This window comes from Brevibacterium litoralis, from assembly GCF_040212315.1.
GTDB classification, from domain to species: Bacteria; Actinomycetota; Actinomycetes; order Actinomycetales; family Brevibacteriaceae; genus Brevibacterium; species Brevibacterium litoralis.
Window position 1 is genome coordinate 214,837 of record NZ_JBDIUY010000010.1, and the last position, 25,858, is coordinate 240,694.

The window sequence follows — 25,858 nt, forward strand, 5'->3', positions numbered from 1 at the left end:
TCACGGTAGTCCTGCCCGGTTAGGATCGTCCCACGGGTCCACGCCGAGGTCGGTCCAGACCGCGACGGCGCGGGCCGAGGTGAGTGGGTACCGACGCGCGGGTGCCGGAGCGATCCAGGAGGCGGACGAGTATGACGCACAGACAGGACATCGTCGTGGGGTTCGACGGTTCCGCGGCCTCACGCGACGCGGTGGCGTGGGCGATCAAGGGGGCCCGGACCCACGACCTCCCTCTCACCCTCGTCACGGTCGTCCCCGAGGGTGCACCCCAGGACGACGTGGACGCGGCCCGGGCCGCGCTCGACACGCTGGCCACCGAGGCCCGCGAGTTCGTCCCCGGGACGGACGTCTCCACCCTCGTCGAACGCGGTGACGGCGCCGAGGTGCTCTCCCGTATGTCCCAGAAGGCGCGTCTGGTCGTCATCGGCCGCCATGTCGAGGACCACCGGGTCGGTGGCCGTCTGGGCGCGGTGAGCGACGGTCTGCCGGGCCACGCCCTGTGCAGCGTGCTGGTCCACAAGCCCCGTTCGGACTCCTGGTCGGACCCGTCGCAGCAGGTCACCCCGCGGTCGCGGGTGCTCGTCGGTCTCGACACCTCCGAGTACGCCGGGATCGCCGCGCTCGACGCGGCGGTCGTGGCCAACGGCCTCGACCTCCCGGTCCACGTGATGGTCGGCATCTCCGCCTTCGACGGGCAGGAGGAACGCGCACGGGAGCAGACCGATCTCGACATGGCCTGGCTGCGTTCGCTGTTCCCCGGCCTGCGGATCGACGCGGAATTCGTCGAGGGCGACCCGGCGGACCTGCTCGTGGAACGCTCGGCGGACTCCGACCTGCTCGTCATCGGCAAACGCGGTGTGGGCCGGTTCGCGAGCATGATGTCCCAGTTGGGACGTGTCGCACAGTCCGTGTTGCCGCGCGCCGCCTGCTCGGTGCTCCTGGTACCGTTCCGCGACGACCCCCGTCTGTCCGACCGCCGCACCCTCGCCTGAGACCGGCGCCGATCAGGAGCTCCCGCCCACCGTGTCATCCGATCCGTCCGTGCCCGGACCCGCCGTGCCCGCGCTCACGGACTTCCCCCGCCCCTCCCTGGCCGTCGACACGACAGTGTTCACGGTCGTCGACGGGGAGCTCATGTTGTTGCTGGTCACGGACCCCGACGGTGCCACCGGCGCCGCGGGCACCGACTCCGCGGGCGCCACGGGAGCGGGGGAGACCCGGTTGTTGCCGGGCACCTTCGTCCACGAGCGGGAGCGCTTGCGCGACGCGGTCCTGCGGTCCCAGCGGGACAAGGCCGGGATCGGCGGCCGCGAGCCGCGGCAACTGCACGTCTACGACGACCCGGACCGCGACGACCGCGGGTGGGTGGTGACCGTGGCACACCTCGACGTCGTGGCCCCCCGCGTCGTCGAGGAGGGGCTGGCCGCCGGCCAGGTGGTGCTCGTCCCCGCCGCCGAGGCGGTCCCCGGCGGGTCCATCGCGCTGCCCTGGGACCACCCCCGCATGGTCGCCGCCGCGATCGAGCGGATCCGCCGCGAGTACGCCGAGGCGCCCGACCCCTGGCGCGTCCTCGACGTGCCCTTCACCCTCGGAGATCTCCGGGCTCTGCACGAGGCGGTGCTCGGCGAGGAACTGCAGAGGGATTCCTTCCGTCGACACATGGAACCGCGGTTGGCCTCCACCGGGGAGATGTCCGACGGCCGCCGCGGTCGTCCCTCCCGCCTCTTCACGCACGTCTGAGGGCCCCTCTGAGGACCCATCACGAGGACCCGCCACCGTGAACATGAGCTTCTGAACACACGAGGGCGGCCTTCACCGAAAGTGGGGGCCGCCCTGGTGCATTCACGCGTCACTGCAGGACACGCGTCACTTCACGAGAGTCCGCGGTCAGAACTTCTCCTGCATCTGCGGATTGAGGCTCTTGAGCTTCTTCGCCTTGCCGTCGATCGACGGATCGAGCTTGAAGACGTCGAGACCCAGGTCCAGGTCGTTCGAGTAGACGTACCCGTTGTAGTAGTACGACGACCAGGTGCCGCCGTCGGAGAGGCCCTCGCCGCGGTCGAACCAGGCGATCTCCTCCGGGTTGTAGGGACCGGTGAAGTCGAAGACCGAGGTGCCGCCCTGGTACCAGGACTGGACCATGATGTCCCTGCCCTTGACCGGGATCAGCGAGCCGTTGTGCGCGACGCAGTTCTCGTTCTCCGTGTTGATGCGCGGAATCTTGTAGTAGGACGCGAACTCCATCTCGTCGTCCTCGATGGTGTAGATGCCGTTCGCACCCAGTTCCGGACCGAACTCCTCGGTGCAGGTGCCCCAGCCACCGCCGCCGAGCTCATCGGTGAAGATGACCTTGGTGGCGTCGTTGTTGAAGGTGGCCGAGTGCCAGAACGCGAAGTTCTCGGTGTCCCGCACGGTGTCGATGGCGACGGGGTTCGCACGGTCGGAGATGTCCATGAGGACGCCGTCGCCCATGCAGGCGCCGGCGGCCAGGTCCTTCTTGGCGTAGGTGGTGATGTCGTGGCAACCGGAGGTCACACCGCTGTGTCCGGTGCCGTCGTGGCCGCCCTCCGGGAACAGGACGGGCTCGGAGACGACGGCGGCGGAGGCCGGGTCGTCGACCGGCACCTTGACCACGGAGATCAGGTCGTGCGGCGTCTTGCAGTTCGCCAGCGCGTCGTTCGGCGAGTACGAGGACACGTACACGTACAGGTCCTTGCCGTTCTTCGTCGGTGCCAGCGAGTGGGTGTGGGAACCGCACTTGGTCTCCACGGCCTGCAGGTACTGCGGGTTCGTCGGGGCGCTCACGTCGAAGACGCGAATTCCCTCCCAATAGTTCTCCGGGTCGTTCGTGCGTTCGGCATTGCAGGAATTGTCCGTCATCCGGGCGTCGACGGAGGCGATGAGGATATCGCCGTACACGGAGACGTCGTTCTGCGCGCCGGGGCAGACGACTTCGGTGATCTTGTTCGGCACTCCGTCGTCCGACAATTCGTAGATCGTGAAGCCGTCGTAGTTACCGGCATAGGCGTAATCGCCTTCGAATGCCAGGTCGGATCCGGTGCCCTGGAGTTCACCGTCCATGGGGATGTTGGTGACGAGCTCCATGTTCTCGCTCGCGACCTCACCGGGCAGGACGTCGGGGCCGGCAGAGGTCTCGTCGGCGTCGAGTTCGTCGGCGAACTCCGCCTCGGAGAACTGTTCGTTGAGCTCGAAGGCCTCAGGCGCCTCGGCCTCGGACGGGGCGGCGACTGCGGCGCCCGCCGCAGTGAGAGCGGTGCCGGTCAGGACCAGGGCAGCGGCCGCGGAGAGCGTGCGCCGACCTGTGAATGGGGATCGTTTGGGACGCATGGTGCGTCTTCACCTCCTGTATCGGATGTCTGTGGTCTTACCTCCAGAAAAAGTTTCGTCCAAATCTTTTCGAGGATTCGTTCAGGCATTTTCAAGGGTTCAACACAGCCGTTACACGCGGTGGAAAGGATGACGTCATGGGAGATTCCACTCATGATCACAACGAAATCGCCGAGCACGCGACGATGTCGACGACGACCCGTTCCCGGCGCTCGGGAGCCGTATTCCTGGCGGGAATTCTGACCTTGTCCCTGGCATTCGTCCTCGGCGCGGGATCCGCTGCCGTCGCCGCTCCGAAGGACGGGAAGGGGCCCAAGAAGCCCAAGGACGACCCGACGACCGAGGAGCCGGTCGTGGTGAACCCGGGCGGTCCGGGTGACGACAACGGGACGGACGATCCGGACGACGGCTCCGAGACCCCGGATCCCGATCCGGCGGACACCTGGAACGACGCGGACGCCGACTTCATGACGATGATGGTCCCGCACCACGCCCAGGCGTTGACCATGACCGACTGGGCCGCCGAGCAGGCCGAGTCGGGTGAGCTCAAGCGACTGGCCTACCGCATGAACCTGGAACAGGGTGCGGAGATCTCACTCATGGCCGGCTGGCTGGAGGACCGCGGCCTCGACGTCCCGGCCGAGGCGGAGAACGGCTGGCAGCCCGGCGGCATGGCCATGCACGGCATGCTCACCGACGAGCAGATGGCCGAACTGGAGGCCGCCGAGGGCGCCGAGTTCGACCGCCTCTTCCTCACCGGCATGATCCAGCACCACCAGGGCGCGATCATGATGTGCGACGAGGTCGTCATCAGCGGCATCGACGCGACGGTGGAGCAGATGGCCACGCACATGACCTCGAGCCAGGGCGCGGAGATCGCGCGCATGCAGGACATGCTCGACGCGATGGGGTGAGCCGGTCCGGCGAATCAGATGCTGGAAGATCTGCGCTCCGCCACCGGAAAATCGCAGATCTTCCAGCATCTGATATGGGGCAGTGGCTGAGTGGATCTCAGGCGCCGCCCAGGGTCTCCGGTTCCGCGGCGTACTCCTCCAAGGGAGCGTCGAGGAGTTCGTGGACCCCGGCGACGATCTCGTCCGGGCGGAACGGGAAGCGGGCGACCGCCTCGTGGTCGGAGATCCCGGACAGGACGAGGACGGTGTGCATGCCCGCCTCCATCCCGGCGACGATGTCCGTGTCCATCCGGTCGCCGATCATCGCCGTGTGCTTGGAATGCGCGCCGATCCGGTTGAGCGCCGACCGGAACATCATGGGGTTCGGCTTGCCGACGACGTAGGGCTCCCGCCCCGTCGCCTTCGTGATGAGCGCGGCGATCGACCCGGTGGCCGGCAGCACCCCTTCCGGGCTGGGCCCCGTCGCATCGGGGTTCGTCACGATGAACCGGGCCCCACCGTTGATGAGGCGGATCGCCTTCGTGATCGACTCGAACGAGTAGGTGTGCGTCTCCCCGACTACCACGAACTCCGGGTCGACCTCCGTCATGACGAAGCCCGCCTCGTGGATCGCGGTCGTGAGTCCCACCTCGCCGACGACGAAGGCCGTCCCGTGCCCACTGCCGCCGTTCGCCGCGGCGGTCTGATTGCGCAGGAAGTCCGCGGTCGCCATCGCCGAGGTCCAGATCCGGTCCTCGGGGACCTCCAGCCCGGAGGTCCGCAGGCGTGCGCTGAGGTCACGCGCCGTGTAGATCGAGTTGTTCGTGAGGACCAGGTACGGCGTGTCGGTGCGCCGCCACTGGTCGAGCAGTTCCGCCGCACCCGGCAGCGGATGGTTCTCCTGGACGAGCACGCCGTCCATGTCGGTCAGCCAGCACTCGATCGAACTGCGGTCGGACACGATGACCTCCGGGGGTTCTTCGGACGCGACCGTCCCCACGGGACGGCACACACGGACGCCGCCGAGGCGCCCGTCACTCCCAGCCTACGTTCCCCACCCGTGGCCCGGGAGGGGCGGAACGGGCCCCGTGCCTCGGAAGGCGGTGGGCGCCTCGGGAGCGGGGGCCGGTGAGTGAGCACAGACCAATGGAAGAACGCGGTGTGTCACCGATCCGGAACATCCGTGGACGGAGGGTGGCCGAGAGGTGTACCAGAGTGGACCAGTGTGTCGGTCCAGTGGTCCGCGACGGACCGCGACAAGGGATCTGACCAGGGCTGATGATGTCGAGGAGCAGGAGGACGGATGAGCGTGACGGCGCCGGTGTGCATGGAGGCACCCGCCGACGACCACGGGATCCTGCAGGAGAGGTCCCGGACCCTCTCGACGCAGGCGGAGACCGTCGGGACCACGCTCACGACCTTCGAGCAGCAGTCGGCCGGGGCGATGGATGCGATGAGTTCCACGCGGGCGCAGCAGTTGTTCTACTACGTCGGTAAGGCGACCTCGATGTTGTCGGCGTCGCAGGAGACGGCGGCGGGCGCCTCGACGGCCTTGTCGGATTTCGCGTCGGACGTCTCGGACGTGAAGGAGGTGCTGGAGACGACCCGGGAGAAGTGGGTCGATCTGGAGTACGACCGGCGGGCGATCGACCAGGCGTACCAGACCTGGGAGGGCATGCGGAGCCTCACCCCTCCGAGCCCTGACGGCGAGTCACCGGCCCCCGGCTCGTCCACGGGTTCGGGAACCGGCACGCCCACGCTCGCACCCCCGGATCCCTGGGTCTCGCCACTGAACCCCTTGCCCGTCGCGGTGTCGTTGACCCGGACGGGGAGCCTGCTGGGCCTGCCGACGGCGATCGATTCGACGAACCACTGGAGCGCGATCAACCAGATCGACACGGCCCAGGCGGGGCTGGTGGGCGACGCCGAGGGCGAGCAGGAGCGGTACCGGACCGCGGTGGCACGGGCGACCGAACGGTTCGACGGTCTCTACGTCGAGCTCGATCCGGCCGAAGTGCTCTTCGAGGCCCGAATGCACGAACTCGACCTGTTCACCGTCCGGACGGGGCTCACCCTCCCGGAACTCGGGTACGAGAGCCCGGAGGAGCAGTGGCAGTGGCTCCTGGGCGAGGGCCTCGCGCTGCGCGAGCACGAACGGCGCTACGGCGAGCACGCGGGTGACGGGACGACCGGGCCCGGGGGAACCACCGTGGGCGGCGGCCGCGAGGAGAACTGGGAGGAGACCCTCCGGGCGCACGGGCTCGACGGGATCATCGGGGACCTGCGGGCGCAGTATCCCGGCGTCCTCGGTCCCACGGGGAGGTCGGACACCGCCGCCGAGGCGCCCCCACGGATCGAGGACCTGCCCGGGACCAGACCGGAGCCGGTCCACCACCTGACCCGCCCGACAGGGCCGTGGGTGGACCACGGCCCGGAGCCGCTGACGGTGCCGCAGTTCCTGTCGTATGCGAATTACCTCGGGCGGGAACTCCCCGAAGCGATCGCCGATCCGCCGACTTTTCGACCCGATCCCCATGCTCTCGGGCCGACCACGCCGCAATACACCCATGTCCACCGGCCGTCCGCGGTCTATCGGGACCCCATGTACGACGCACTGATGACGGGAGAACGCACGGCTCTGACCGGCGGGGTCCCGCAGCCCCAGACCTGGCGGACGGTGGCGTCGGCAGTCGATCTGAATCTGTTCCGAGCGGTGGGGTTCGTCGGGATGGTCGGCGATGCGCAGACGCTGCTGGAGGGCTCGCAGTACACGGGTATGCGGGGCGCCGTCGACTACGGGATGGCGGGCGTCGGGCTCGTCTCCGGTGCCGCCGGTCTGGCCTCGGCCGCCGGGCTCGTCACGCTCGGAACCGTCGCCGCCCCCGTCACGGCGATCGCCGGCCTCGCCGCCGGTGGGTGGGCCCTCGGCAACTACCTGTACGACAACGCCGAACAATGGGACGACGACATCGATGTCGCACAGTCCACGGTCGACGACTGGATGGCCGAGCACGAGGGCAACGGACTGGTGCAGGCGCTCGGGTATGCCGCGAACGGTGGGATGGGCCTGGCCGAAGTGGGTCTCAAAGCCGTCGACATGGTCGGCGACGGGCTGGGTGACCTGGGCGACGCGCTCACCTTCTGGGACTGAGGCGGTCGGGAGGGAGAACACGGTCCGGCGGGAGAACCCGCACTGGCAGGAGAACACGGTCCGTCGGGAGAGCAGCGTGTGTCACCGAACCGGCACATCCGTGTCGGGTCCACGGGAACTCGGTGAACCGGCGGTGAACAGTTCCTCGTTCCGGGTGATCGCACGGGTGCATGGGCGGATGATCGGTCCGGTGGTGCAGCCGAGCGACAGGGGGACCCATGAACGTGACGGCACCGGCGTGCATGGATGCGCCCAGGGACGACGATGCGGCACTGCTCGGACGGTCGCGGACCCTCTCGACGCAGGCGGAGACCGTCGGGACCACGCTCACGACCTTCGAGCAGCAGTCGGCCGGGGCGATGGATGCGATGAGTTCCACGCGGGCGCAGCAGTTGTTCTACTACGTCGGCAAGGCGACGTCGATGCTCTCGGCGTCGCAGGAGACGGCGGCGGGCGCCTCGACGGCCTTGTCGGATTTCGCCTCGGACGTCTCGGACGTGAAGGAGGTGCTGGAGACGACCCGGGAGAAGTGGGTCGATCTGGAGTACGACCGGCGGGCGATCGACCAGGCGTACCAGACCTGGGAGGGCATGCGGAGCCTCACCCCTCCGAGCCCCGACGGCGAGTCACCGGCCCCCGGCTCGTCCACGGGTTCGGGAACCGGCACGCCCACGCTCGCACCCCCGGATCCCTGGGTCTCGCCACTGAACCCCTTGCCAGTCGCGGTGTCGTTGACCCGGACGGGGAGCCTGCTGGGACTGCCGACCGTCATCGACTCGACGAACCACTGGAGCGCGATCAACCAGATCGACCTGGCCCAGGAAGGGCTGGTCACGCAGGCCGAAGAGGAACAGGAGCGGTACCGGACGGCGGTGTCCGGGGCCACGGAGGCCTTCGACGGGCTGTACGTCGAACTCGACCCGGTCGAGGTCCTGTTCGACGCCCGGCAGCACGAACTGGAGCTCTACTCGGTGAGGACGGGGCTCACACTCCCGGAGATGGGTTACGACACCCCGGAGGAGCAGTGGCAGTGGCTCCTGGGCGAGGGCCTCGCGCTGCGCGAGCACGAACGGCGGTACGGCGAGTTCGCGGCCGCCGGGTACGCCACCGCGACGGAGCAGGACCTCGTCGACGCCGGTGAGCTCGACCCCTCGGCGCTCGACGACGGGAGACACACACCGGGTACCGTGTCCGGCTCGTCCCCACAGGAGGACGGCTGGGAGGATCTCGCCCGGCAGCACGGTCTCGAGGAGGTCATCGGGGACATCGCGGAGCAGTACCCGCATCTCATGGGGCACGACGGACTGCCGCACACCGATCCCTACGCTCCCGTCGACCCCACGACCGGTGACCCGGTGCCCGCCGACGCCCAGGTGTTGCCGCACACGCCGGAGGAGATCTTCGCCATGACCCCGGCGGAACAGTGGGCACACGGGTACTGGCCCGGGCCGCCGTGGTCGATCCCGGAGAACCACCGGGCCGACGTGGCCGATCTGGAGGCCGCGGTGCCGGATCCGATTGTGCCGGGCACGGACCCCGTTGACGGGACCACTGCGACGGTCTCGGCGCCGGTGGACGAGCCCTTCAACTGGCAGCAGGCGGTGTCCTCCGGGCGGTACCTGCACCGCTTCTGGTTCGACAAGGACGCCCGGGTGTGGCGGGTGGGCCGCCACCTCCAGGATCTGCAGGCCGTCCGTGGGGGCACCCCCGTCGACCCGGCCCACCTGCGGCCGCTCAACGGGACGACATGGACGACCTTCCACTCACCCACCGACGCCTTCGCCCGTCCCCTGTACGACGGGCTGGTGACCGGCAAACGACCGGTGCCCTCGGTGAATCCGGGGACCTGGACGGTCACCTACGACCCGAACACCCGGATCACGGCACACATTCCCAACCCGGCGGTGAGGGCCCACCTGCCTCACCTCCAGGAAGGGGTCGGGACGACCTCGGCGGTGAGTGCGTCCCCGGACGGGCCGCGGTGGCGGAACGTCGCCTCGGCCGTGGACGTCAACGCCTTCCGCACGCTGGGCGTGCTCGGGGTGGTGAACGATGCGCAGACGGTGTGGAACGGGTCGAACTACGAGGGATTCCGTGGGGACGTCGACCGGGCGATGGCCGGAGTGGGGCTCGCCTCGGGTGTCGCAGGTCTCGCGTCCTCGGCCGGGCTCGTGACCCTCGGGACGGTGGCCGCACCCGTCACCGTGGTCGCCGCGACCGCCGCCGGCGCATGGGCTCTGGGCAACTACCTGTATGACAACGCCGAGCAGTGGGACGACGACATCGACGACGCCCAGGCGGCCGTGGACGACTGGATGGACGACCACCGGGGCAACGAGTTCGTCCAGTTCGCGGGGAACACCGCGAACGGCGCGATGGCGGTGGCCGAGGGCGGACTCAAGGCCGTCGACTGGACCGGTGACCGCCTGGGCGAGGCCACCGACTGGGCCGGGGACAGACTCAGCGACGTCGGCGACGCCCTTACCTTCTGGGACTGATCACCCGGGACCGATCACCCGGGACCGAGCCGTTCTGATGCCGGGGTGTTCCGGGATCGATACACCGATCCCGTCCCGGGTCACCCGGCATTCACACTCATCGACCACCATGGGGTGACGTGACGACTTCCACAGACAGCACCCCCGCCGCCGAGGCGCCCGCCGGGCCCGGAGACCCCTTCGTCTCCCCGGCGACCGCGCTGCCCCTCCATCCCTCCCACCTGGTCCCCGTCGATCCCACGGAGGCACTGTTCCGCGTACTCGACTCCGGGCGGGAGGACTTCGTCCCACTCGTGACCCTCGTCGACGAGGAGTTGTCCGTGCTCCTCGACTCCGAACGGCACCGTGGCGGATTCCCCTACCTCCACGGGCTCGCGCCCGAACTCCGTGACCAGGCGAAGGAGACCGCCGCGCGCCTGCTCGTGGCCCGGCGCCTGGTCCACCCGGTGGACATGGGTGGGGACACCGCTGAGAGCCGGATCCGCCTCCAGGCGACCTCCGAACTCCAGGGCACCGTCATGGCGATCCGCTCGTCGCCCCAGACGGTGCGGGCCCATCGGGAGACCGCGGAGACCGCGACGACCCTGGTCCACCACCAGTTCACCGATCTCGACCGCGTCGTCGAGGAGATCGTCACCGCCGACGGCACCCATGTGTTCTCCGTCGGGCCGCTGACCGGGGCCGCGGCGCGTCTGGCCGCCTTCGTCGACCCGCACGGCACGGCCCGGCGCACGGGCGACACCCGCCGGGTCGACATGGCCGACGTGATCCGCGGCGACGCGACGATGGGAGGGATCGAGACCGACGCCCGGATCGTCACGACGATCCACGGACGCAACATCTCCCGGTGGTTCCCCGGCCGTGGGGTCCGGGAGGGGTACGTGCCCGGGTCCATGCACGCCTTCGTCCAGGAGGTGTTCCTCGACGGGAACCGCACGGTCCCGGGGTTCACCGAGCGTCGCGTGACCGTGTACGTGGGTGCCGAGGACGTCACCGTCGCCGAGGCGACCCATGACGGTCCGGTCCTGCAGCTGCGCGAGGTGGACGGTCCCACACTCGGTCGGCTCGCCGCTCAGTTCGGGTTGCCGGACCATGCGCTGCCCACGGAGATCGTCGAACGACAATTGGCGGAGAACTCCCGTGAGCCCGAGGCCTTCCTCGCCGAGGCGTCCCTCCGCAGTCCGCGACCGTCGGGGAGGTCGGCGGGCGACGACCGCGGGCGGTCGGGACGTGGCGACGACACTCGGTCCGACAGCACTCAGTCCGACAAAACAGGGAAGGCACAGTCATGAGCGGTGGCGACATCGATGCCCTGCGGGAACACGCGAGCACCATCAAGGGCCTGCGCGTCGACTACGAGGGGGCGAACTCGGAGATCCGCTCGGCCCTGCAGTCCTCGTCCGGGGCCGCCGCGGACGAGGGTCTGGCGACCGCGATCTCCGCGGTGGACGAGCGGGTGTTCTTCTCGCTCGCGCACCTGCCGGAGGTCATCAGCGTGACCGGCGGGATCGTCTCCGAGAACGCGGAGAACCTGGCGGCCGCCTTCGGCGAGGAATGACCTTGCTGGTCTGAGGGTGGAGACGGGTGTGCCACCAAGGCGGACGAGCGAAGGAGTACGTGGGGTTGGTACTTCGAGCGAGGACAACGCCGGTGGCGCACCCGTATCCGCCCTCAGACCCCCAACAGTCGGGTGTGGTGGTCGTGTCCACCGAACATCGCGTCGATGGTGAGGATCCGCTTGTGCAGGTGGCCGATCGACAGTTCGTCGGTCATGCCCACGCCGCCGTGCGCCTGGATCGCGGACTCGCCCACCTGCTTGCCCAGCCGTCCCACCTGGGCCTTGAGCACCGAGACGTCACGGCCGGTGAGACGTCCGGCCTCGGCGAGGGCCGTCGTGTACAGCAGGGTGGCGCGGGCCCGCGTGTACGCGATCTTCATGTCGGCCAGTCGGTGGGCGATCGCCTGGAAGGTGCCGATCGGTTTGCCGAACTGTTCGCGGGTGGAGACGTATTCGGCGGTGCGGGCGAGTGATTCTCCCATGGCCCCGACCGCCTCGGCGGCGAGGACGACGAGGGCACGGTCGAGGGTCGGTGCCAGGAACCGGTCCGCCTCGGCGGAGACGAGGAGCGCCGGAGTGGCGTCGAGGTGCAGGTCCGCAGCGCGTCGACCGTCGACCGTCGTGTAGCCGCGGGCGCCCGCGATCGGGCCCTCGACGGCGAACAATGCCAGGCTCTCGTCGAGACGGGCGGTCACGAGGACGAGATCCGCCTGGTCGCCGTGCAGCACCAGGCGCTTGGACCCGCTGAGCGTGTGCCCGCCGTCCGCGCGTTCGGCGACGGTCGTGACGAGCTCCGGGTCCGGGGTGCCCCGGCCCTCCTCGTGGCCGAGGGTGGCACGGAGCGACCCTGCGGCGACCCCTTCGGTCCACGCGGCCAGGGGCACGTCCGGGGAGGTCCTGGAGGGCTCTTGCGCGGCGGCTGTGAGCAGGCCCCCGGCGAGGACGACGGAGGCGGTCCAGGGTTCGACGACGAGGTGGGCGCCCAGGCGCTCGGCGACGGCGACGAGGTCGACGACCGAGCCGTCCAGGCCGCCGGCCGACTCCGGGAAGGGGATGGCGGTGAGTCCGAGGTCGACGAGGCGGTCCCAGACCGCGGACGACCAGCCGGCCTCCGAGGCGGAGATCTCCCGGCGGGTGTCGAGGTCGTAGTGGCGTCCCAGCGCCTTGTCGACGGTGGCGCGGAGCTCGTCCTGCTCCGAGCTGAAGGTGAAGTCCATGGTGGTCTCTTTTCTCAGGCTCGCAGAGAGCGGCGGGGTGCCGGGGTCGGGGCGGCGTTCAACGCAGCGAGCGGGCGAGGAGGTCCCGCTGCACCTCGTTGGTCCCGGCGTAGATGCTCGTGGCCCGGCTGTTGAGGTAGTAGGGCATGCCGATGAGGGCGAGCGGGTCGGTCACATGCGCGTCGTCGGCGCCGACCTGCAGGGCCGCGCGGCGGTCGGGCAGGGCGTCGAGCCCGAGCACGCGGATCATGAGTTCCGAGATCCGCTGCGTGAGTTCGGAACTCATGAGCTTGGCGAGCGAGGAGATGGCGGGGTCCTGCGAGAGCGGGTGGCCGCTGATGGCGAGCTTCTCGAAGTGCTCCTGGGAGGCGACCTCCGCCTCCAGTTCCCCGAGTTCCCGCTGGAAGTCGGCCTGGTCGGCCAGTGTGCCGCCGAAGGGTGAGGGGGTGGCCGTGGCCGACTCGCGGATCCGTTCGAGCTGGCGGCGCATGGCGGGGCTCGCCGCGGCGACGCCGCGTTCGTGCTTGAGCAGGGCCTTCGCGACGGTCCAGCCGTCGTTCTCGGCACCCACCCGGCCGGACTGCGGGACCCGGACGTCGGTGAAGAAGACCTCGCACTGTTCGGGTTCCCCGTCGAGGCCGATGATCGGCCGGATCTCCATGCCGGGGTAATCCGTGCGGTCGAGGAGGAGGAAGGTGATGCCCTCCTGCTTCTTCCCGGAGTTGTCGGTGCGCACGAGCATGAACATGCGGTTGGCGCGGTGGGCCAGCGTCGTCCAGATCTTGCTGCCGTTGATGACGTAGTCGTCGCCGTCGGCCACCGCGGTGCAGCCGAGCGAGGCGAGGTCGGAACCCGCACCCGGTTCCGAGTACCCCTGCGTCCAGTAGTCCTCACCCGCGAGAATCCCCGGCAGGTGCTTCTGCTGTTGTTCGGGGGTCCCGAGCTCCATGAGGAGCGGGCCGACCATGCGCAGGCCGTTGGGCAGCAGGGGCGGCAGGCCGCGCTTCTGGTACTCGTCGGCGAAGACGTAGCGTTGTTCGACGCTCCAGCCGGTGCCGCCGTGCTCGACCGGCCAGTCCGGGGCCGCCCACCCGCGGGTGTGGAGGATCTTCTGCCAGGCCATGGCCTGGTCGAAGGGGGCGAAGGCGCTCGTCGTCTTCCGGCCGGCCTCCCGGATCGCGTCGGTGGGTGCGGAGTCGAGGAAGGAGGCGACCTCCGCGCGGAAGTCCTCGAAATCGGTGCTCGGTGTGAGGTCCATGGTCTCAGCCCTTCGTGTCCGTCTGGTCCGTGAAGGCGGCGATGCGGTCGCGGGCGTCGGGGCCCATGCCCCTGCTGTCCATGACCTCGCGGACGAGCCCCGCGTCGAGGTGCACGGCATCGGTGGAGTCGAGCAGTTCCTTGTTCGCGGCGTGCGAGAAGGGCGACTGCGCGGCGATGCGACCGGCGGAGAAGCACTTCCCGGCACCCCGGAGGACGACGCAGCGGACGGACGTGTCCGTGGCGAGGTCGGTCACGTGGGCGCGGAGTTCGGAGAACATCGCCACGGTGAGGGCGTTGAGCTTCTCCGGGCGGTTGAGCCTGAGCTCCGTCCAGCCGTCGTGGTCGGTGCGCAGTACGAGTTCACCCACGTGAGGGCCTCCCTGGGGTCTCGGTCGGGACCTGTACGGCACATCGTCGTGTCGCACGTCACGGTCCCGGTCATCTTCACGTTGAACGAACGATCTGTCAACGATTTGAAGACTCCCGCACCTAGACTGGGGGACCATGACTGCGACTCCCCTCAGCGTCCGCGACCAGATCGACTCCGTCCTCACCCAGGCGGAGATGAACAACGGGATCGTGCCCGTCGTCGAGGCCGGTGACCCGGTCCTGCGCACCGTCACCGAGGACTTCGACGGCCAGGTCGACGACGCCACCCTGCAGAAACTCGCCGAGGTCATGCTCGCCACCATGAAATGGGCACCGGGCGTGGGCCTGGCGGCCCCACAGGTGGGCATCTCCCTGCGCATGTTCGTCGCGGAGGACCCCGCCCGTGTCACCCCCGAGGTCGCCGAGGCGCGCGACCGACACGGCATCGACACGACCGTCGTCCTCAACTCCCGCTACACCGCCGCGACCGATCAGCAGGTGTCCTTCTTCGAGGGGTGCCTGTCGATCCCCGGTTACCAGGCGGTCGTCGCCCGGCCGCGGACGATCGAACTCACGGGCACCGCGCTCGACGGGACGTCCGCCGACCGGGAGGTCTCCGGGTGGGAAGCCCGGATCGTCGCACACGAGACGGACCACCTGGACGGCGTCCTCTACACCGACAAGGCCGAACTGCGCTCGCTGGCGACGACCAAGCAGGTGATGCGGTGGTGGAACCAGCCGACCGCGCAGGAGGCGGCCCGGGCCCTCGGCTTCGACCTACCCGAGTCCCCGATCCTCTGAACCCGCCCCACGGCCCGCCCCGCCCCACCGAAAGGACCCACGTCATGACCACGCGGACCCTCACGCTCGCCGCCGGGTGCTTCTGGTGCCTCGACGCGGTCTACCGCCGCACCCGGGGTGTGACGGCCGTCGAATCGGGGTACACGGGCGGTGAGGTCCCGGACCCGACCTACCGCCAGGTGTGCACCGGGACGACGGGGCACGCCGAGGCCGTCCGGGTCACCTTCGACCCGGAGGTCGTCCCGGAGGCCGTGATCCTCGGGATGTTCTTCACCGGCCACGACCCGACCTCGCTCAACCGGCAGGGGCACGACGTCGGCACCCAGTACCGTTCGGCGATGTTCTACGCGGACGAGGATCAGAAGGAGCACTTCGCCCGGGCGATCCGGGATGCGCAGCAGCACTTCGACGCGCCCCTCGTCACGACCCTCGAACCGATGTCCACCTGGTACCCGGCCGAGCCCGAGCACCAGGACTTCTACACCCGCAACCCGCTGAGCGGGTACTGCCACGTCATCATCGATCCCAAGGTGGCCGCCGCGCGGACGGCCTATGCGGACTGGATGCAGTGAGACGGGGTGGAGTGGGATGGGGTGAGGTGAAGGAGAAACTCCCGGCGGACATCTGGGTCCTCGTCTCCGCGGCCTTCATCGTCGCGCTCGGGTACGGCATCATCGCGCCCGTGCTGCCGCAGTTCGCCGACTCCTTCGGTCTCGGCATCACCGCCGCGACCGTGGTGGTGAGCTCCTTCGCGTTCTTCCGTCTCGTGTGCGCCCCGGCCGGGGGTGCCATGGTCAACCGCATGGGCGAGCGGTGGGTCTACGTCACCGGCCTGCTCGTCGTCGCCGCCTCCACCTTCGCCGTCGCGCTCGCCCAGACCTACTGGCAGCTGCTGCTGTTCCGTGGTCTCGGCGGCCTGGGCTCGACGATGTTCACCGTCTCCGCCATGGCGATCATCATCCGCATCGCCCCCACCCACATGCGGGCGCGGGCCACCGGCGCCTACGCCCAGGCCTTCCTCGTCGGCAACATCCTGGGCCCCGTCGTCGGCGGTCTCATGGCGGGCTGGGGCATTCGCGTGCCCTTCGTGGTCTACGCCGTCGGTCTCGTCATCGCCGCGCTCGTCGTCCGCCTCCGGCTGGGTAAACGGACCGAGGTCGCGCTGCCCGCCACGGACGGATCCGCTCCCGAGGCGCCCTCCACTCCCGCGGAGAACGTCGGGTCGGCACCGGCCACCTCGTCCCGCTTCGCGGCCCGAAGGGCGCGCAAGCGCGCCGAGCGGGCCGTGCGGGAGGCGGACCGGTTGCCGCGCATGCGGTTCCGGGAGGCCTGGCAGGACTCCGCGTACCGGGCCTCGCTCGTGTCCTCGCTCGCCAATGGCTGGACCTCGAACGGGATCCGGGTGGCGCTCTACCCCCTGTTCGTCGTCCACGTCCTCCAGGCGGACGCCCGGATCGCCGGGATCGCGCTCACCGTCTTCGCGGTCGGCAACGTCATCGCCGCCCGCGCCGTCGGTCGGTGGGCGGACTCGGTGGGCAGGCGCCCCTTCGTCCTCGGTGGCCTCGCGGTGCTCGCCGCCTCGACCTTCGGGCTCGCCTTCGTCGGACACACCGTGCCGTTCCTGCTCCTCTCGGCGCTCTCGGGTCTCGGCGCCGGTCTGCTCAACCCGGCGCAGCAGGCCGTCGTCGGCGACGTGATCGGCAAGGAGCGGGCCGGCGGTACCGTGCTCTCGCGCTTCCAGATGTCGATGGACGCCGGCGCCATCTTCGGGCCGATCGTCGCGGGTGCCCTCGCCGAGCAGCTGGGGTACGGCACGGCCTTCGCGGTGTCCGGGGCGATTGCGGCACTCGGGTTCCTCGTGTGGCTCACCGGCCGGGAGACACTCCCGTCCCGGGAGACACCGCTTTCCCGGGAAGGCGCGTCCCGTGGTCCGGATCCTGTGGACGGGGACGGACCCGGTCGGGACGAGTAGGGGGAGGGGCGCCTCGGCCGCGTCCTGAGGCATCGCTCGAGGGCGGTTCCGGCAGGACTGCCGGGGCGGGCGACCTGCGGTCACAGTCCGGGCCGACCGGGGGTCCGTGGCCGGGGGACGGAGAGCCCGGCATCCACAGGCCACAGCGGGGTCTTCCGGCCCCGTGGGGCGGTCCGGGAGTGTTCCGGCCATGGACGACATGTATCTCATCCCCGGACCCCCGCCCGCTCTTCGTGACACGGCTCTTGGTGACACCGCACTTCTCGACACCGGACCGGTGCGGGAACCGGAGGCGGAGGACCTGTGCGCGTGGATCGACGCGCTCCAGTCTGCCCACCCCGACGCGATCGCGCACGGGCCGACCGCCGCACGACTGTGGGGAGTGCCGCTGCCCCTGCGGGTGCGGTCCGAACGACGTCTCCACCTGGCGGTCGAGGCCGGGCGGTCACCGGTCCGCCGACCGGAGGTCGTGTGTGCGTCGACCCGCTTCTACGACCCGCACCTGGTGCAGGAGGTGGTCGTCAACGGGCCCGGTCAGACGGTCGTGTCGCTCGCGACCCTGCTCGACATGGAGGAGCTCTGCCTGGTGCTCGACCACCTCTTCACCCACGGCGAGTGCCCGGAGACCGGTGACCCGGACGCGGCGCGGGCCTTCTTCCGGCAGTACCCGCGGTTCCCCGGTGCCGGACGGGTGCGCTCGGCACTCGCGCAGTTCTCGTGACCATTTCTCGCAACGATTTAAGGGAAACCCCACCCCGATGGTGGGGGACCAGGGTGAGACGGTGCGCCGGACCCCCGTACGATGGAGGACGGCCGGATGCGACCCTGTATCCGTTCGCCCGGACCACTTCTTCAGGTCGCGGGACCCGCGTGCGTCGAAAGGCCCCGAGTGAGAGCTCTGACCCGACTCAGTCTGAAGAACCGTGCACTCATCGCGCTCATGTCCGTCGTGGTCGTGGTGTTCGGTGTCATCGGCGCCGGGTCGCTCAAGCAGGAGCTCATGCCCTCGGTGCAACTGCCCCAGGCGGTGGTGTTCGCCAACTACGAGGGCGCCTCGCCGGAGGCCGTCGAGCGGGAGGTCACCGAGCCCCTCGAGGGCGCACTCGGGGGTGTCCAGGAGGTCGAGTCGATCAGTTCGGTCTCCTCGACCGGGTCCTCCCAGGTGATCGTCGAGACGGAGTACGGCACGGACTCCGACGACATCGTCCGGGCACTCCAACGGGCCGTCTCCCAGGTCGAGGCACAGATGCCCGACGGGGTCGAGCCGAACGTGTTCGCCGGTGGGATCGACGACTTCCCGGTCATGCAGATCTCGGTGACCGGTGGGGAGTCGACGGAGAAGCTCGCCCAGGAGCTCGAGGACGTGGCCGTCGTCGAGATCAAGAAGTTCGGCGGGGTCCGCGACGCGACGATCGAGGGCACCGTGACCCAGGAGGTCGCGATCACCGTCCGGGAGGACGACCTGGAGGACGAGGGCGCCTCGCTCGACGAGATCGCCGGGATCCTGCAGGCCAACGGTGTGCCCACCTCGGCCGGCGACCTGGAGACCGGGGACGCGACCGCCCCCGTCCAGATCGGTACCCGCCTGACCTCCGTCGAGGACATCGCGGACATCGCGATCGCGGGTTCCGACGGTCCGGTCCTCCTCCGCGAGGTCGCCGATGTCGAACTCCGGGACGAACCGGTGAGCTCGATCTCGCGGACGAACGGCGCGGACTCCCTGACCCTGTCGGTGACGAAGAAGCCGGACGCGAACACCGTCGAGGTCTCCCATGCGGTCGAGCAGGCGCTCGACGACGTGCAGGACCAACTGAGCGGGGACGTCGAGTTCGTCACCGTCTTCGATCAGGCACCCTTCATCGAGCAGTCCATCCACGACCTCGTGGTCGAGGGTGCCCTGGGCCTCGGCTTCGCCGTTCTCGTCATCCTCGTCTTCCTCATGAGTGCCCGGGCGACGGTCATCACGGCGATCTCGATCCCGCTCTCCCTCCTCGTCACCCTCATCGGCGTGTGGATGACCGGCTACTCGCTCAACATGCTCACCCTCGGTGCGCTCACGATCTCGATCGGTCGTGTCGTCGACGACTCGATCGTCGTCATCGAGTCGATCCGGCGCAGGCACGCGACCGGTGGTGCCAAGTTCGCGAACATCCTCGCGGCGACGGGGGAGGTCGCCGGGGCCATCACCTCCTCGACGCTCACCACCGTCGCGGTGTTCCTGCCGATGGTGTTCGTCGGAGGGATGGTGGGCGAACTGTTCCGCCCCTTCGCGCTCACCGCCTCGATCGCGCTGCTCGCCTCGCTCGTCGTCGCCCTCACGATCGTCCCCGTCCTCGCGTACTGGTTCCTGCGGGACCGCGAGTCGCGGGTGAAACTCAGCGGGGAGCAGCGGAAGCGGATCCGGTCCGACCGGAAGGCCGCGCTCGCCGAATGGCGGGCCGAGCGGAAGCAGGCGAGGAAGCAGAAGGGCGACGTCACCCGCCCCTCCGGCCGTCACAGCCTGCCGACCGGTGCGATCCCGCTCGTCGGGCAGGAGGAGGACCAGGCGGAGGAGGTCGACGAGCTGGCCGGCATGCGCTCGCCGGTCACCCGTCTGCAGAAGACCTACGTACCCGTCATCCGGGCGGCCACCCGGTTCCCGGTCGTCACGATCCTCATCGCCGTGCTCGTGCTCGGCGGGACCTTCGCGATGATCCCGGGCCTCAAGACCCAGCTCATGGGCGACACCGGGCAGAACTCGATCACCGCGATGCAGGAGTTCCCCGCCGGAGTCACCCTCGAGGAGGCCTCCGAACGGGCCACGGACGTCGAGGCGCTGCTCGCCGACGACCCGGAGGTCGTCGACCACCAGCTCACCATCGGTGGGGGCATGGCCGCCCTGTCCGGCGGCGGCAACCGCACCGGCAACTACACGATCACCCTCGAAGAGGGTGTCGACGTCCCGGCGGCCACCGAGCGGCTGCAGGAGGAGTTCGACGCCCTGCCGGAATCCGCGGGCGAAGTGCTCGTCATGGGGTCCGACGCGATGAGCGGCGGCGACGACATCACCGTGAGCCTCGTGTCGAACGATTCCGAGGCGATCGCCGACGGCGCCGAGGGCCTGGCGGACGAGCTGTCCGGTCTCGACGAGGTGTCCGCGGTGACGACCGACCTCGAGGCGTCCCAGCCGGTCGTCGAGGTCGACATCGACCGGGAGGCCGCCGCCGAGGAGGGTCTGACCGAGTCGCAGATCGGGCAGGTCGTCTCGCGGGCCATGCGCGGGCAGATGCTCGGCCAGGTCGTCATCGACGACGTCGGCCACTCCGTCCTGCTCTACGACGGTGAGGTGACGGACCTCGACGAACTGCGCGAGATGGAGATCGAGATCCCGGCGGCTCCTGCGGCACCGGGTCTGCCCGCCGGCGATCCGGAGACGATCGAACTCCAGGACGTCGCCGAGGTGAGCGAGGAGCTCACACCTGCGACGATCCGCCACACCGAGGGTCTGCGGGCAGTCACCGTGACCGTGACCCCGGCCGGGGACGACCTGGGCGCGGTGTCGACCGCAGTGCAGTCGACCGTCGACGAGTACGACTTCCCGCAGGGTGTCACCACGAACGTCGGGGGTGCCGCCGAGGAACTGGAGACGACCTTCACCCAGTTGGGCCTCGCGATGCTCGCCGCCGTGCTGATCGTGTTCGTCATCCTCGTGGCGACCTTCAAGTCGCTGCTGCAGCCGCTCATCCTGCTCGTGTCGATCCCCTTCGCCGCGACCGGCTCGATCGGTCTGCTGCTCGTCACCGGCACCCCGCTGGGCATGACGGCGATGGTCGGCCTGCTCATGCTCATCGGCATCGTCGTGACGAACGCGATCGTCCTCATCGACCTCATCAACCACTTCCGTGCGTACGGCGTTCCCCTGCGGACCGCGGTGATCCAGGGTGCGCGACTGCGGTACCGGCCCATCCTCATGACGGCGGCGGCGACGATCTTCGCGCTCGTCCCGATGGCGCTCGGGTTCACCGGCGGCAGCGCCTTCCTCTCGAAGGACCTGGCGATCGTCGTCATCGGTGGTCTGGTGAGCTCGACGGTGCTCACGCTCGTCCTCGTCCCGGTGCTCTACCAGTTGCTGGAGGGTGTGAAGGAACGACGGGCTGAGAAGCGGGCCATCCGCTCGATCACCCGCGGTGCCGTCATCGACGAGGCCGAGGCAGCCGCGAGTGCGGACTCCTGACACACCCGGACTCCCACCCGGACCGCGTCCGCGGTTCGGGTGGGAGGTCGTGCTCGTCGCGGCACTCTCCCTCGGGCAGTCGGCGGTGTACGCGGCCGTCAACCTCCTGGAGATCTCGACCCGGGCGCCGATCGCGCAGGCGCAGGCGAACCTCAACACCTCGCAGTCCGCCCGGCCATGGTTCGACCTTCTCTACCAACTCCTCGGCCTCGGTTTCTCGCTCGTCCCGGTCGTGCTCGCGCTGTACCTGATGAGTCGGGACCAAATCTGGCCGGCCCTCGGGGTCGAGGTCGGGGACACCCGGCCGGTCGCCCTGCGCACGGGTCTCGACCTGTACCGCCCCTGGTCGGACACCGGGCGGGGGCTCCTGCTCTTCCTCGTCATCGGCATCGGCACCCTCGGCGTGTACTGGGCGGGGAGGGGCCTGGGCATCACGGCGGAGATCGTGACGAACAACCTGTCCGCCCACTGGTGGACGGTCCCGGTGCTCCTGCTCGCAGCGGCCAAGAACGGGATCCTGGAAGAGGTCCTGCTCCTGGCCTTCGGGGCCGACCGGTTGGAGAAGCTGCGCTGGAACCCGTGGACGATCATCCTCGTCCTCGCCCTGTTCCGCGGGGCCTATCACCTCTACCAGGGCATCGGTCCGTTCGTGGGCAATGTGCTCATGGGGCTGCTCTTCGGTTTCCTGTACCTGCGGTGGAGGCGGACCATGCCCTTCGTCGTCGCGCACACGGTCATCGACGCCGTCGGCTTCCTGGGCCCCGGGATCCTCGCCGCGGTCGATCCGCGGGTCTGAGACGTGCCCCGACACTCGACCCCACCGGTAACGCACACTCCACATGCGCTAAATGTGCACGCCATCGTAAGTTACCCGCGCGTTCACGAGGCCGTTCCCCCGACTACAAGTCGTCTTGACACCGTGACACGGTCCCGGGACCTCAAGGGTCCCCGTTCGTTCCCCGTTCGACCGAAAGGTCTCACACCGTGTCACTCCTGCGTGAACTCCTCCCCATGGCCGACCACGTGCGCGGCAAGCGTTCCCCGGTCACCTGCCAGCTCAAGTGCGGCAACGCCTGCCTGGGCGATGTCTGCAACACCTCGGCGAACCCTAACTTCCGGTCGATCGCCTCGGCCGCGCTCAGCCGCCGTGCGGCCCTCGGCGTCGGTGCCGCCGGCGCACTGGCCGTCGCGGTGACGACCACAGGTTCCCCGACGGCAGCGCTGGCCGCCACGCAGGGTCCGACGGGTGCGGCCCCGGCGAAGTCCAAGCTCTCCTTCACCCCCATCGACCCGGTCCACTACGAGGTCGACGGTGTCCACGTCCCGAACGGTTTCACCTGGGCCCCGATCGCCCGCTGGGGCGATCGTCTGTTCCCCGACTCCCCGGAGTTCGACCCCGAGTCGCAGACCGAGGCCGCGCAGAAGCGTCAGTTCGGCTACAACTGCGACTACCTGTCGATCCAGCCGGTGGACGGGAAGAACGGCAAGCGCGCGCTGATGTTCTCCAACCACGAGTACGTGAACGAGGGCATCATGTACCCGGACTCGCTGCCGGCCGCCGAGCGTCGTGCGATCTCGCGGGCCGCCGTGGGTCTCACCGTCGCCGAGCTCACCCGGAAGAACGTCACCGACCCGTGGACCATCGACGTGGACGGCGAGAAGAACCGGCGCTTCCTCATGGAGACCGAGTACGCCTTCACCGGCCCCGCCGCGGGCTCCGATCTGCTGAAGACCGCCGACTACCCTGCCGGTGACATGGTGCAGGGCACCGTCGGCAACTGCGCCGGCGGTCTCACCCCCTGGGGCACACTGTTGTCCGGCGAGGAGAACTTCAACGGCTACTTCGCCGCTGCCGGCACCACGCCCGAGGAACAGCGCTACGGCCTCGGAGGGGAGGGCAACGGCTGGGCGGCCGACGACCCGCGGTTCGACACCCGCAACCCGGGCTACGAGAACGAGGCGAACCGGTTCGGGTACATCGTCGAGGTCGACCCCTGGGACCCGACCTCCACCCCGGTCAAGCACACCTCGCTCGGTCGCTTCAAGCACGAGGGCGCGAACGTCATCGTGGCCGAGGACGGTCGTGTCGTCGCCTACTCCGGTGACGACGAGCGGTTCGACTACCTCTACAAGTTCGTCTCCTGCGACACCTACCGCGAGGGCGACCGCGCGCACAACAAGACCCTCCTGGCCGACGGCGACCTGTTCGTCGCGAAGTTCTCCGGCAATTCGCCGGAGTCCGAGATCGACGGCTCCGGCGCGCTGCCGGCCGACGGTCACTTCGACGGCGCCGGTGAGTGGCTGCCGCTCGTCCTCGACGGGCAGTCCGCCGTCGAGGGCATGAGCGTCGAGGAGGTGCTCGTCCACACGCGTCTGGCCGCCGACAAGGTCGGCCCGACCAAGATGGACCGGTGCGAGGACGTGGAGCCGAGCCTCCACACCGGCCGTGTCTACGTGGCCTGCACGAACAACACGAACCGGGGCGTCGGCAGCTACGCGGGCGTCGACGAGGTCAACCCGCGCACGCAGAACCGTGACGGCCACGTCGTCGAGATCGTCGAGCGCGACGACCAGACCTCGACCGCCTTCGACTGGAACCTCCTCATCGTCGCCGGTGACCCGGCGAACGACCGCGAGACCTACTTCTCCGGTTTCCCCGAGCAGCTCGTCTCGCCCATCTCCTGCCCCGACAACCTGGCCTTCGACTCCGTCGGCAACCTGTGGATCTCCACCGACGGTCAGCCGAGTACCATCGGCTACGACGACGGTCTCTTCAAGGTGACCCTCGACGGTCCGGAGCGCGGCAACGTCGAGCAGTTCCTCTCCGTCCCGCGTGACGGGGAGACCTGCGGGCCGATCATCCACGACGAGGAGCGCACCGTCTTCGTCGCCGTCCAGCACCCGGGCGAGGACGGCTCTTACGCCTCTCAGCGCTCCGCGTTCCCGGACTTCGTCACCGAGAACTCCGCAGGTGACGCCATCGTGCCGCGTCCCTCTGTCGTCCAGGTGATCAAGGCCCGCCGCGGGCTCAGCGAGCAGGACGCCCGTCAGCGTGCGCTCATCGGCGACCGCGAGGCGGGGGATTCGCTCCGCCAGGGGCTGCCGACGGCCTGAGTCCCGCTGCCGAGGCGCCCTCCTGGGCATGACGGCCGGGTGCCTCGGGGTGGGATCCGGCCTGGTCGGACCGGGTTCTTCGGAGGGCTCAGAGGGTGACGAGGCCGCCGGGGGTGGAGAAGCTCACGGACATGAGGCCGGGGGTGGCGTGCGGGGCCGTCCAGTCGATGTTGATCTCCGGGATCGGCTTGGCCTCGTCGGTGCCCAGCCAGTCCTTGAGGCGGTCGCGGGACCCGGCGATCTGGAGTGCCTCGATGGCGACGCCGGAGTCGGTGCCGCGGGCAGAGGGGTGTTCGGAGGCCGGGGAGAGCCAGTGGATGAAGTAGGGCAGCTGCGGATCGGCGATGAGCCCCTTGACGCCGATCTGCTTCCAGGACAGCTCGACGCCGGTGTCGGGGGTCCGGTTGCCGTCGACGGCCTTGCGTTCCAGGCGGTCCTCGACGGGGCCGAGGTCGGAGACGTTGACGCACCAGCCCATCCAGCCGCCGCCCAGATCGCTGCGGGCGCGGACGGCCTGGCCGTAGGGCGTGGAGAGTGCGGCGGGATGTTCGAGGGCTTCGACGACCTCGATGTAGTGCCCGCGGGAGAGCGCGAAGACGAGGGTGCGGGTCCCGAACCGGGGATGGACCCCGCCGTCGTGGTAGCCGACGCCCAGCCGGTCCGCGATGCGGTCCGCCGTGGCGACGTAGCCATCGGGTTCACTGGCGAAGGAAACGTGATCGAGGTGCATGTCCGAACGATGGCACAGCCGCCTCACCAGTGCTTCTCAGGGTGACCTAACTTGCAATCCGTGACCCCGATCACCCCGTGCTCCTCACCTGCGCACCTTCCTCGAGAAGCCCCCGGGAGCCGTCCCGACATGCGAAAAGCCCGTTCTGCGTACCTTTGCGGTACGGCAGAACGGGCCGTTCGTGGAGCGCGGTGCTCAGTGCCCGGTGGGGTGCCGGGGCACGGGCGGCGTCAGGCTCAGTGCCCCTCGGCCTTGAAACGCTCGATCGACTCGGTGACGATCTTCTCGGCGTCCGCGCGACCGGCCCACTCCGAACCCTTGACGAACTTGCCGGGTTCCAGGTCCTTGTAGTGGACGAAGAAGTGCTCGATGGAGTCGAGCAGGAACGTGTCGACGTCGGACACGTCCTGGATCGCCTCGAAGCGCGGGTCACCCGCGACGACGGCGAGCACCTTGTCGTCGCCGCCGGCCTCGTCCTCCATCTTGAAGACACCGATGGGGCGGACCTCGACGCCGACGCCGGGGAACACCGACTCGTGCAGGAGCACCATGACGTCGAGCGGGTCGCCGTCCTCGCCGAGGGTGTCGTCGAAGAAGCCGTAGTCGGTCGGGTAACCGAACGAGGTGTAGAGGTAGCGGTCGAGCAGGACCCGGCCCGTCTGGTGGTCGACCTCGTACTTGTTCCGCGAGCCCTTGGGGATCTCGACGGTCGCGAGCAGTTCCATGAAAACTCC

General features: G+C 69.4%; 21 protein-coding genes. 14 read left to right on the forward strand and 7 right to left on the reverse strand.

What is annotated here, in order from left to right:
* Positions 1-131: 131 nt before the first annotated feature.
* On the forward strand, positions 132-992 hold the full coding sequence (locus tag AAD496_RS03055) for a universal stress protein (protein ID WP_349827160.1): 861 nt from the start codon (positions 132-134) through the stop codon (positions 990-992).
* 49 nt (positions 993-1,041) lie between these two features.
* Complete coding sequence (locus AAD496_RS03060; RefSeq protein WP_349827161.1) at positions 1,042-1,740, forward strand: NUDIX hydrolase; 699 nt, start codon at positions 1,042-1,044, stop codon at positions 1,738-1,740.
* A gap of 147 nt (positions 1,741-1,887) precedes the next feature.
* On the opposite strand, the gene AAD496_RS03065 is transcribed toward AAD496_RS03060, so the two are convergent.
* The gene (locus AAD496_RS03065) at positions 1,888-3,348 is read right to left on the reverse strand and encodes an LVIVD repeat-containing protein (RefSeq protein ID WP_349827162.1); all 1,461 of its coding nucleotides are present in this window, start codon (positions 3,346-3,348) and stop codon (positions 1,888-1,890) included.
* 137 nt (positions 3,349-3,485) lie between these two features.
* On the opposite strand from AAD496_RS03065, the gene AAD496_RS03070 reads away from it, so the two are divergent.
* Positions 3,486-4,262, forward strand: coding sequence for a DUF305 domain-containing protein (locus AAD496_RS03070; RefSeq protein WP_349827163.1), 777 nt, complete (start codon positions 3,486-3,488; stop codon positions 4,260-4,262).
* Between the two features lie 97 nt (positions 4,263-4,359).
* On the opposite strand, the gene AAD496_RS03075 is transcribed toward AAD496_RS03070, so the two are convergent.
* Positions 4,360-5,202, reverse strand: coding sequence for an HAD-IIA family hydrolase (locus AAD496_RS03075; protein ID WP_349827164.1), 843 nt, complete (start codon positions 5,200-5,202; stop codon positions 4,360-4,362).
* Positions 5,203-5,544: 342 nt separating this feature from the next.
* Here AAD496_RS03075 and AAD496_RS03080 point away from each other — a divergent pair, with 342 nt between their 5' ends.
* The 4 genes from AAD496_RS03080 to AAD496_RS03095 all read left to right on the forward strand — a co-directional run bounded on the left by AAD496_RS03080 (position 5,545) and on the right by AAD496_RS03095 (position 11,448).
* A complete protein-coding gene (locus AAD496_RS03080) occupies positions 5,545-7,392 on the forward strand; it encodes a hypothetical protein (RefSeq protein WP_349827165.1) in 1,848 nt (615 codons plus the stop codon).
* Between the two features lie 218 nt (positions 7,393-7,610).
* The gene (locus AAD496_RS03085) at positions 7,611-9,890 is read left to right on the forward strand and encodes a hypothetical protein (protein ID WP_349827166.1); all 2,280 of its coding nucleotides are present in this window, start codon (positions 7,611-7,613) and stop codon (positions 9,888-9,890) included.
* A 119-nt stretch (positions 9,891-10,009) separates the two neighbouring features.
* A complete protein-coding gene (locus AAD496_RS03090) occupies positions 10,010-11,182 on the forward strand; it encodes a hypothetical protein (protein ID WP_349827167.1) in 1,173 nt (390 codons plus the stop codon).
* Complete coding sequence (locus AAD496_RS03095; RefSeq protein ID WP_349827168.1) at positions 11,179-11,448, forward strand: hypothetical protein; 270 nt, start codon at positions 11,179-11,181, stop codon at positions 11,446-11,448. Before AAD496_RS03090 ends, AAD496_RS03095 begins: the two co-directional genes overlap by 4 nt.
* A 113-nt stretch (positions 11,449-11,561) precedes the next feature.
* On the opposite strand, the gene AAD496_RS03100 is transcribed toward AAD496_RS03095, so the two are convergent.
* From AAD496_RS03100 to AAD496_RS03110, 3 genes are read right to left on the reverse strand one after another with little or no spacing between them, the layout of a single operon-like run.
* Complete coding sequence (locus tag AAD496_RS03100; RefSeq protein ID WP_349827169.1) at positions 11,562-12,665, reverse strand: acyl-CoA dehydrogenase family protein; 1,104 nt, start codon at positions 12,663-12,665, stop codon at positions 11,562-11,564.
* Positions 12,666-12,723: 58 nt separating this feature from the next.
* A complete protein-coding gene (locus tag AAD496_RS03105; RefSeq protein ID WP_349827170.1) occupies positions 12,724-13,923 on the reverse strand; it encodes an acyl-CoA dehydrogenase family protein in 1,200 nt (399 codons plus the stop codon).
* Between the two features lie 4 nt (positions 13,924-13,927).
* Entirely contained in the window at positions 13,928-14,293 is a 366-nt protein-coding gene (locus AAD496_RS03110) for an enoyl-CoA hydratase/isomerase family protein (RefSeq protein ID WP_349827171.1), read from the reverse strand.
* Positions 14,294-14,429: 136 nt separating this feature from the next.
* Here AAD496_RS03110 and AAD496_RS03115 point away from each other — a divergent pair, with 136 nt between their 5' ends.
* From AAD496_RS03115 to AAD496_RS03145, 7 genes are all read left to right on the forward strand, one after another.
* Complete coding sequence (locus AAD496_RS03115; protein WP_349827172.1) at positions 14,430-15,095, forward strand: peptide deformylase; 666 nt, start codon at positions 14,430-14,432, stop codon at positions 15,093-15,095.
* Between the two features lie 44 nt (positions 15,096-15,139).
* Positions 15,140-15,667, forward strand: coding sequence for a peptide-methionine (S)-S-oxide reductase MsrA (msrA, locus tag AAD496_RS03120; RefSeq protein WP_349827173.1), 528 nt, complete (start codon positions 15,140-15,142; stop codon positions 15,665-15,667).
* Positions 15,668-15,693: 26 nt separating this feature from the next.
* The gene (locus AAD496_RS03125; protein WP_349827174.1) at positions 15,694-17,067 is read left to right on the forward strand and encodes an MFS transporter; all 1,374 of its coding nucleotides are present in this window, start codon (positions 15,694-15,696) and stop codon (positions 17,065-17,067) included.
* 190 nt (positions 17,068-17,257) lie between these two features.
* A complete protein-coding gene (locus AAD496_RS03130) occupies positions 17,258-17,788 on the forward strand; it encodes a hypothetical protein (protein ID WP_349827175.1) in 531 nt (176 codons plus the stop codon).
* Positions 17,789-17,956: 168 nt separating this feature from the next.
* Positions 17,957-21,280: an efflux RND transporter permease subunit gene (locus tag AAD496_RS03135; RefSeq protein WP_349827176.1), complete on the forward strand. Its 3,324-nt coding sequence runs from the start codon at positions 17,957-17,959 to the stop codon at positions 21,278-21,280.
* A 49-nt stretch (positions 21,281-21,329) separates the two neighbouring features.
* Positions 21,330-22,076, forward strand: coding sequence for a CPBP family intramembrane glutamic endopeptidase (locus AAD496_RS03140; RefSeq protein WP_349827177.1), 747 nt, complete (start codon positions 21,330-21,332; stop codon positions 22,074-22,076).
* 215 nt (positions 22,077-22,291) lie between these two features.
* Positions 22,292-24,394, forward strand: a complete 2,103-nt coding sequence (locus AAD496_RS03145) for a PhoX family protein (protein ID WP_349827251.1) — start codon at positions 22,292-22,294, stop codon at positions 24,392-24,394.
* Between the two features lie 88 nt (positions 24,395-24,482).
* Here AAD496_RS03145 and AAD496_RS03150 read toward each other — a convergent pair whose 3' ends face one another.
* Both AAD496_RS03150 and AAD496_RS03155 read right to left on the reverse strand, forming a co-directional pair.
* Entirely contained in the window at positions 24,483-25,124 is a 642-nt protein-coding gene (locus AAD496_RS03150) for a VOC family protein (RefSeq protein WP_349827178.1), read from the reverse strand.
* A gap of 236 nt (positions 25,125-25,360) precedes the next feature.
* Complete coding sequence (locus tag AAD496_RS03155) at positions 25,361-25,849, reverse strand: inorganic diphosphatase (RefSeq protein ID WP_349827179.1); 489 nt, start codon at positions 25,847-25,849, stop codon at positions 25,361-25,363.
* Between the last annotated feature and the right edge of the window lie 9 nt (positions 25,850-25,858).

Bases quoted from the DNA above. Each gene is read 5' to 3' on its own strand.
- msrA (WP_349827173.1), top strand. From the start codon at position 15,140: ATGACCACGCGGACCCTCACGCTCGCCGCCGGGTGCTTCTGGTGCCTC.
- AAD496_RS03055 (WP_349827160.1), top strand. From the start codon at position 132: ATGACGCACAGACAGGACATCGTCGTGGGGTTCGACGGTTCCGCGGCC.
- AAD496_RS03095 (WP_349827168.1), top strand. From the start codon at position 11,179: ATGAGCGGTGGCGACATCGATGCCCTGCGGGAACACGCGAGCACCATC.
- AAD496_RS03130 (WP_349827175.1), top strand. From the start codon at position 17,258: ATGGACGACATGTATCTCATCCCCGGACCCCCGCCCGCTCTTCGTGAC.
- AAD496_RS03145 (WP_349827251.1), top strand. From the start codon at position 22,292: ATGGCCGACCACGTGCGCGGCAAGCGTTCCCCGGTCACCTGCCAGCTC.
- AAD496_RS03070 (WP_349827163.1), top strand. From the start codon at position 3,486: ATGGGAGATTCCACTCATGATCACAACGAAATCGCCGAGCACGCGACG.
- AAD496_RS03065 (WP_349827162.1), bottom strand. From the start codon at position 3,348: ATGCGTCCCAAACGATCCCCATTCACAGGTCGGCGCACGCTCTCCGCG.
- AAD496_RS03080 (WP_349827165.1), top strand. From the start codon at position 5,545: ATGAGCGTGACGGCGCCGGTGTGCATGGAGGCACCCGCCGACGACCAC.
- AAD496_RS03100 (WP_349827169.1), bottom strand. From the start codon at position 12,665: ATGGACTTCACCTTCAGCTCGGAGCAGGACGAGCTCCGCGCCACCGTC.
- AAD496_RS03105 (WP_349827170.1), bottom strand. From the start codon at position 13,923: ATGGACCTCACACCGAGCACCGATTTCGAGGACTTCCGCGCGGAGGTC.
- AAD496_RS03150 (WP_349827178.1), bottom strand. From the start codon at position 25,124: ATGCACCTCGATCACGTTTCCTTCGCCAGTGAACCCGATGGCTACGTC.
- AAD496_RS03155 (WP_349827179.1), bottom strand. From the start codon at position 25,849: ATGGAACTGCTCGCGACCGTCGAGATCCCCAAGGGCTCGCGGAACAAG.
- AAD496_RS03085 (WP_349827166.1), top strand. From the start codon at position 7,611: ATGAACGTGACGGCACCGGCGTGCATGGATGCGCCCAGGGACGACGAT.
- AAD496_RS03115 (WP_349827172.1), top strand. From the start codon at position 14,430: ATGACTGCGACTCCCCTCAGCGTCCGCGACCAGATCGACTCCGTCCTC.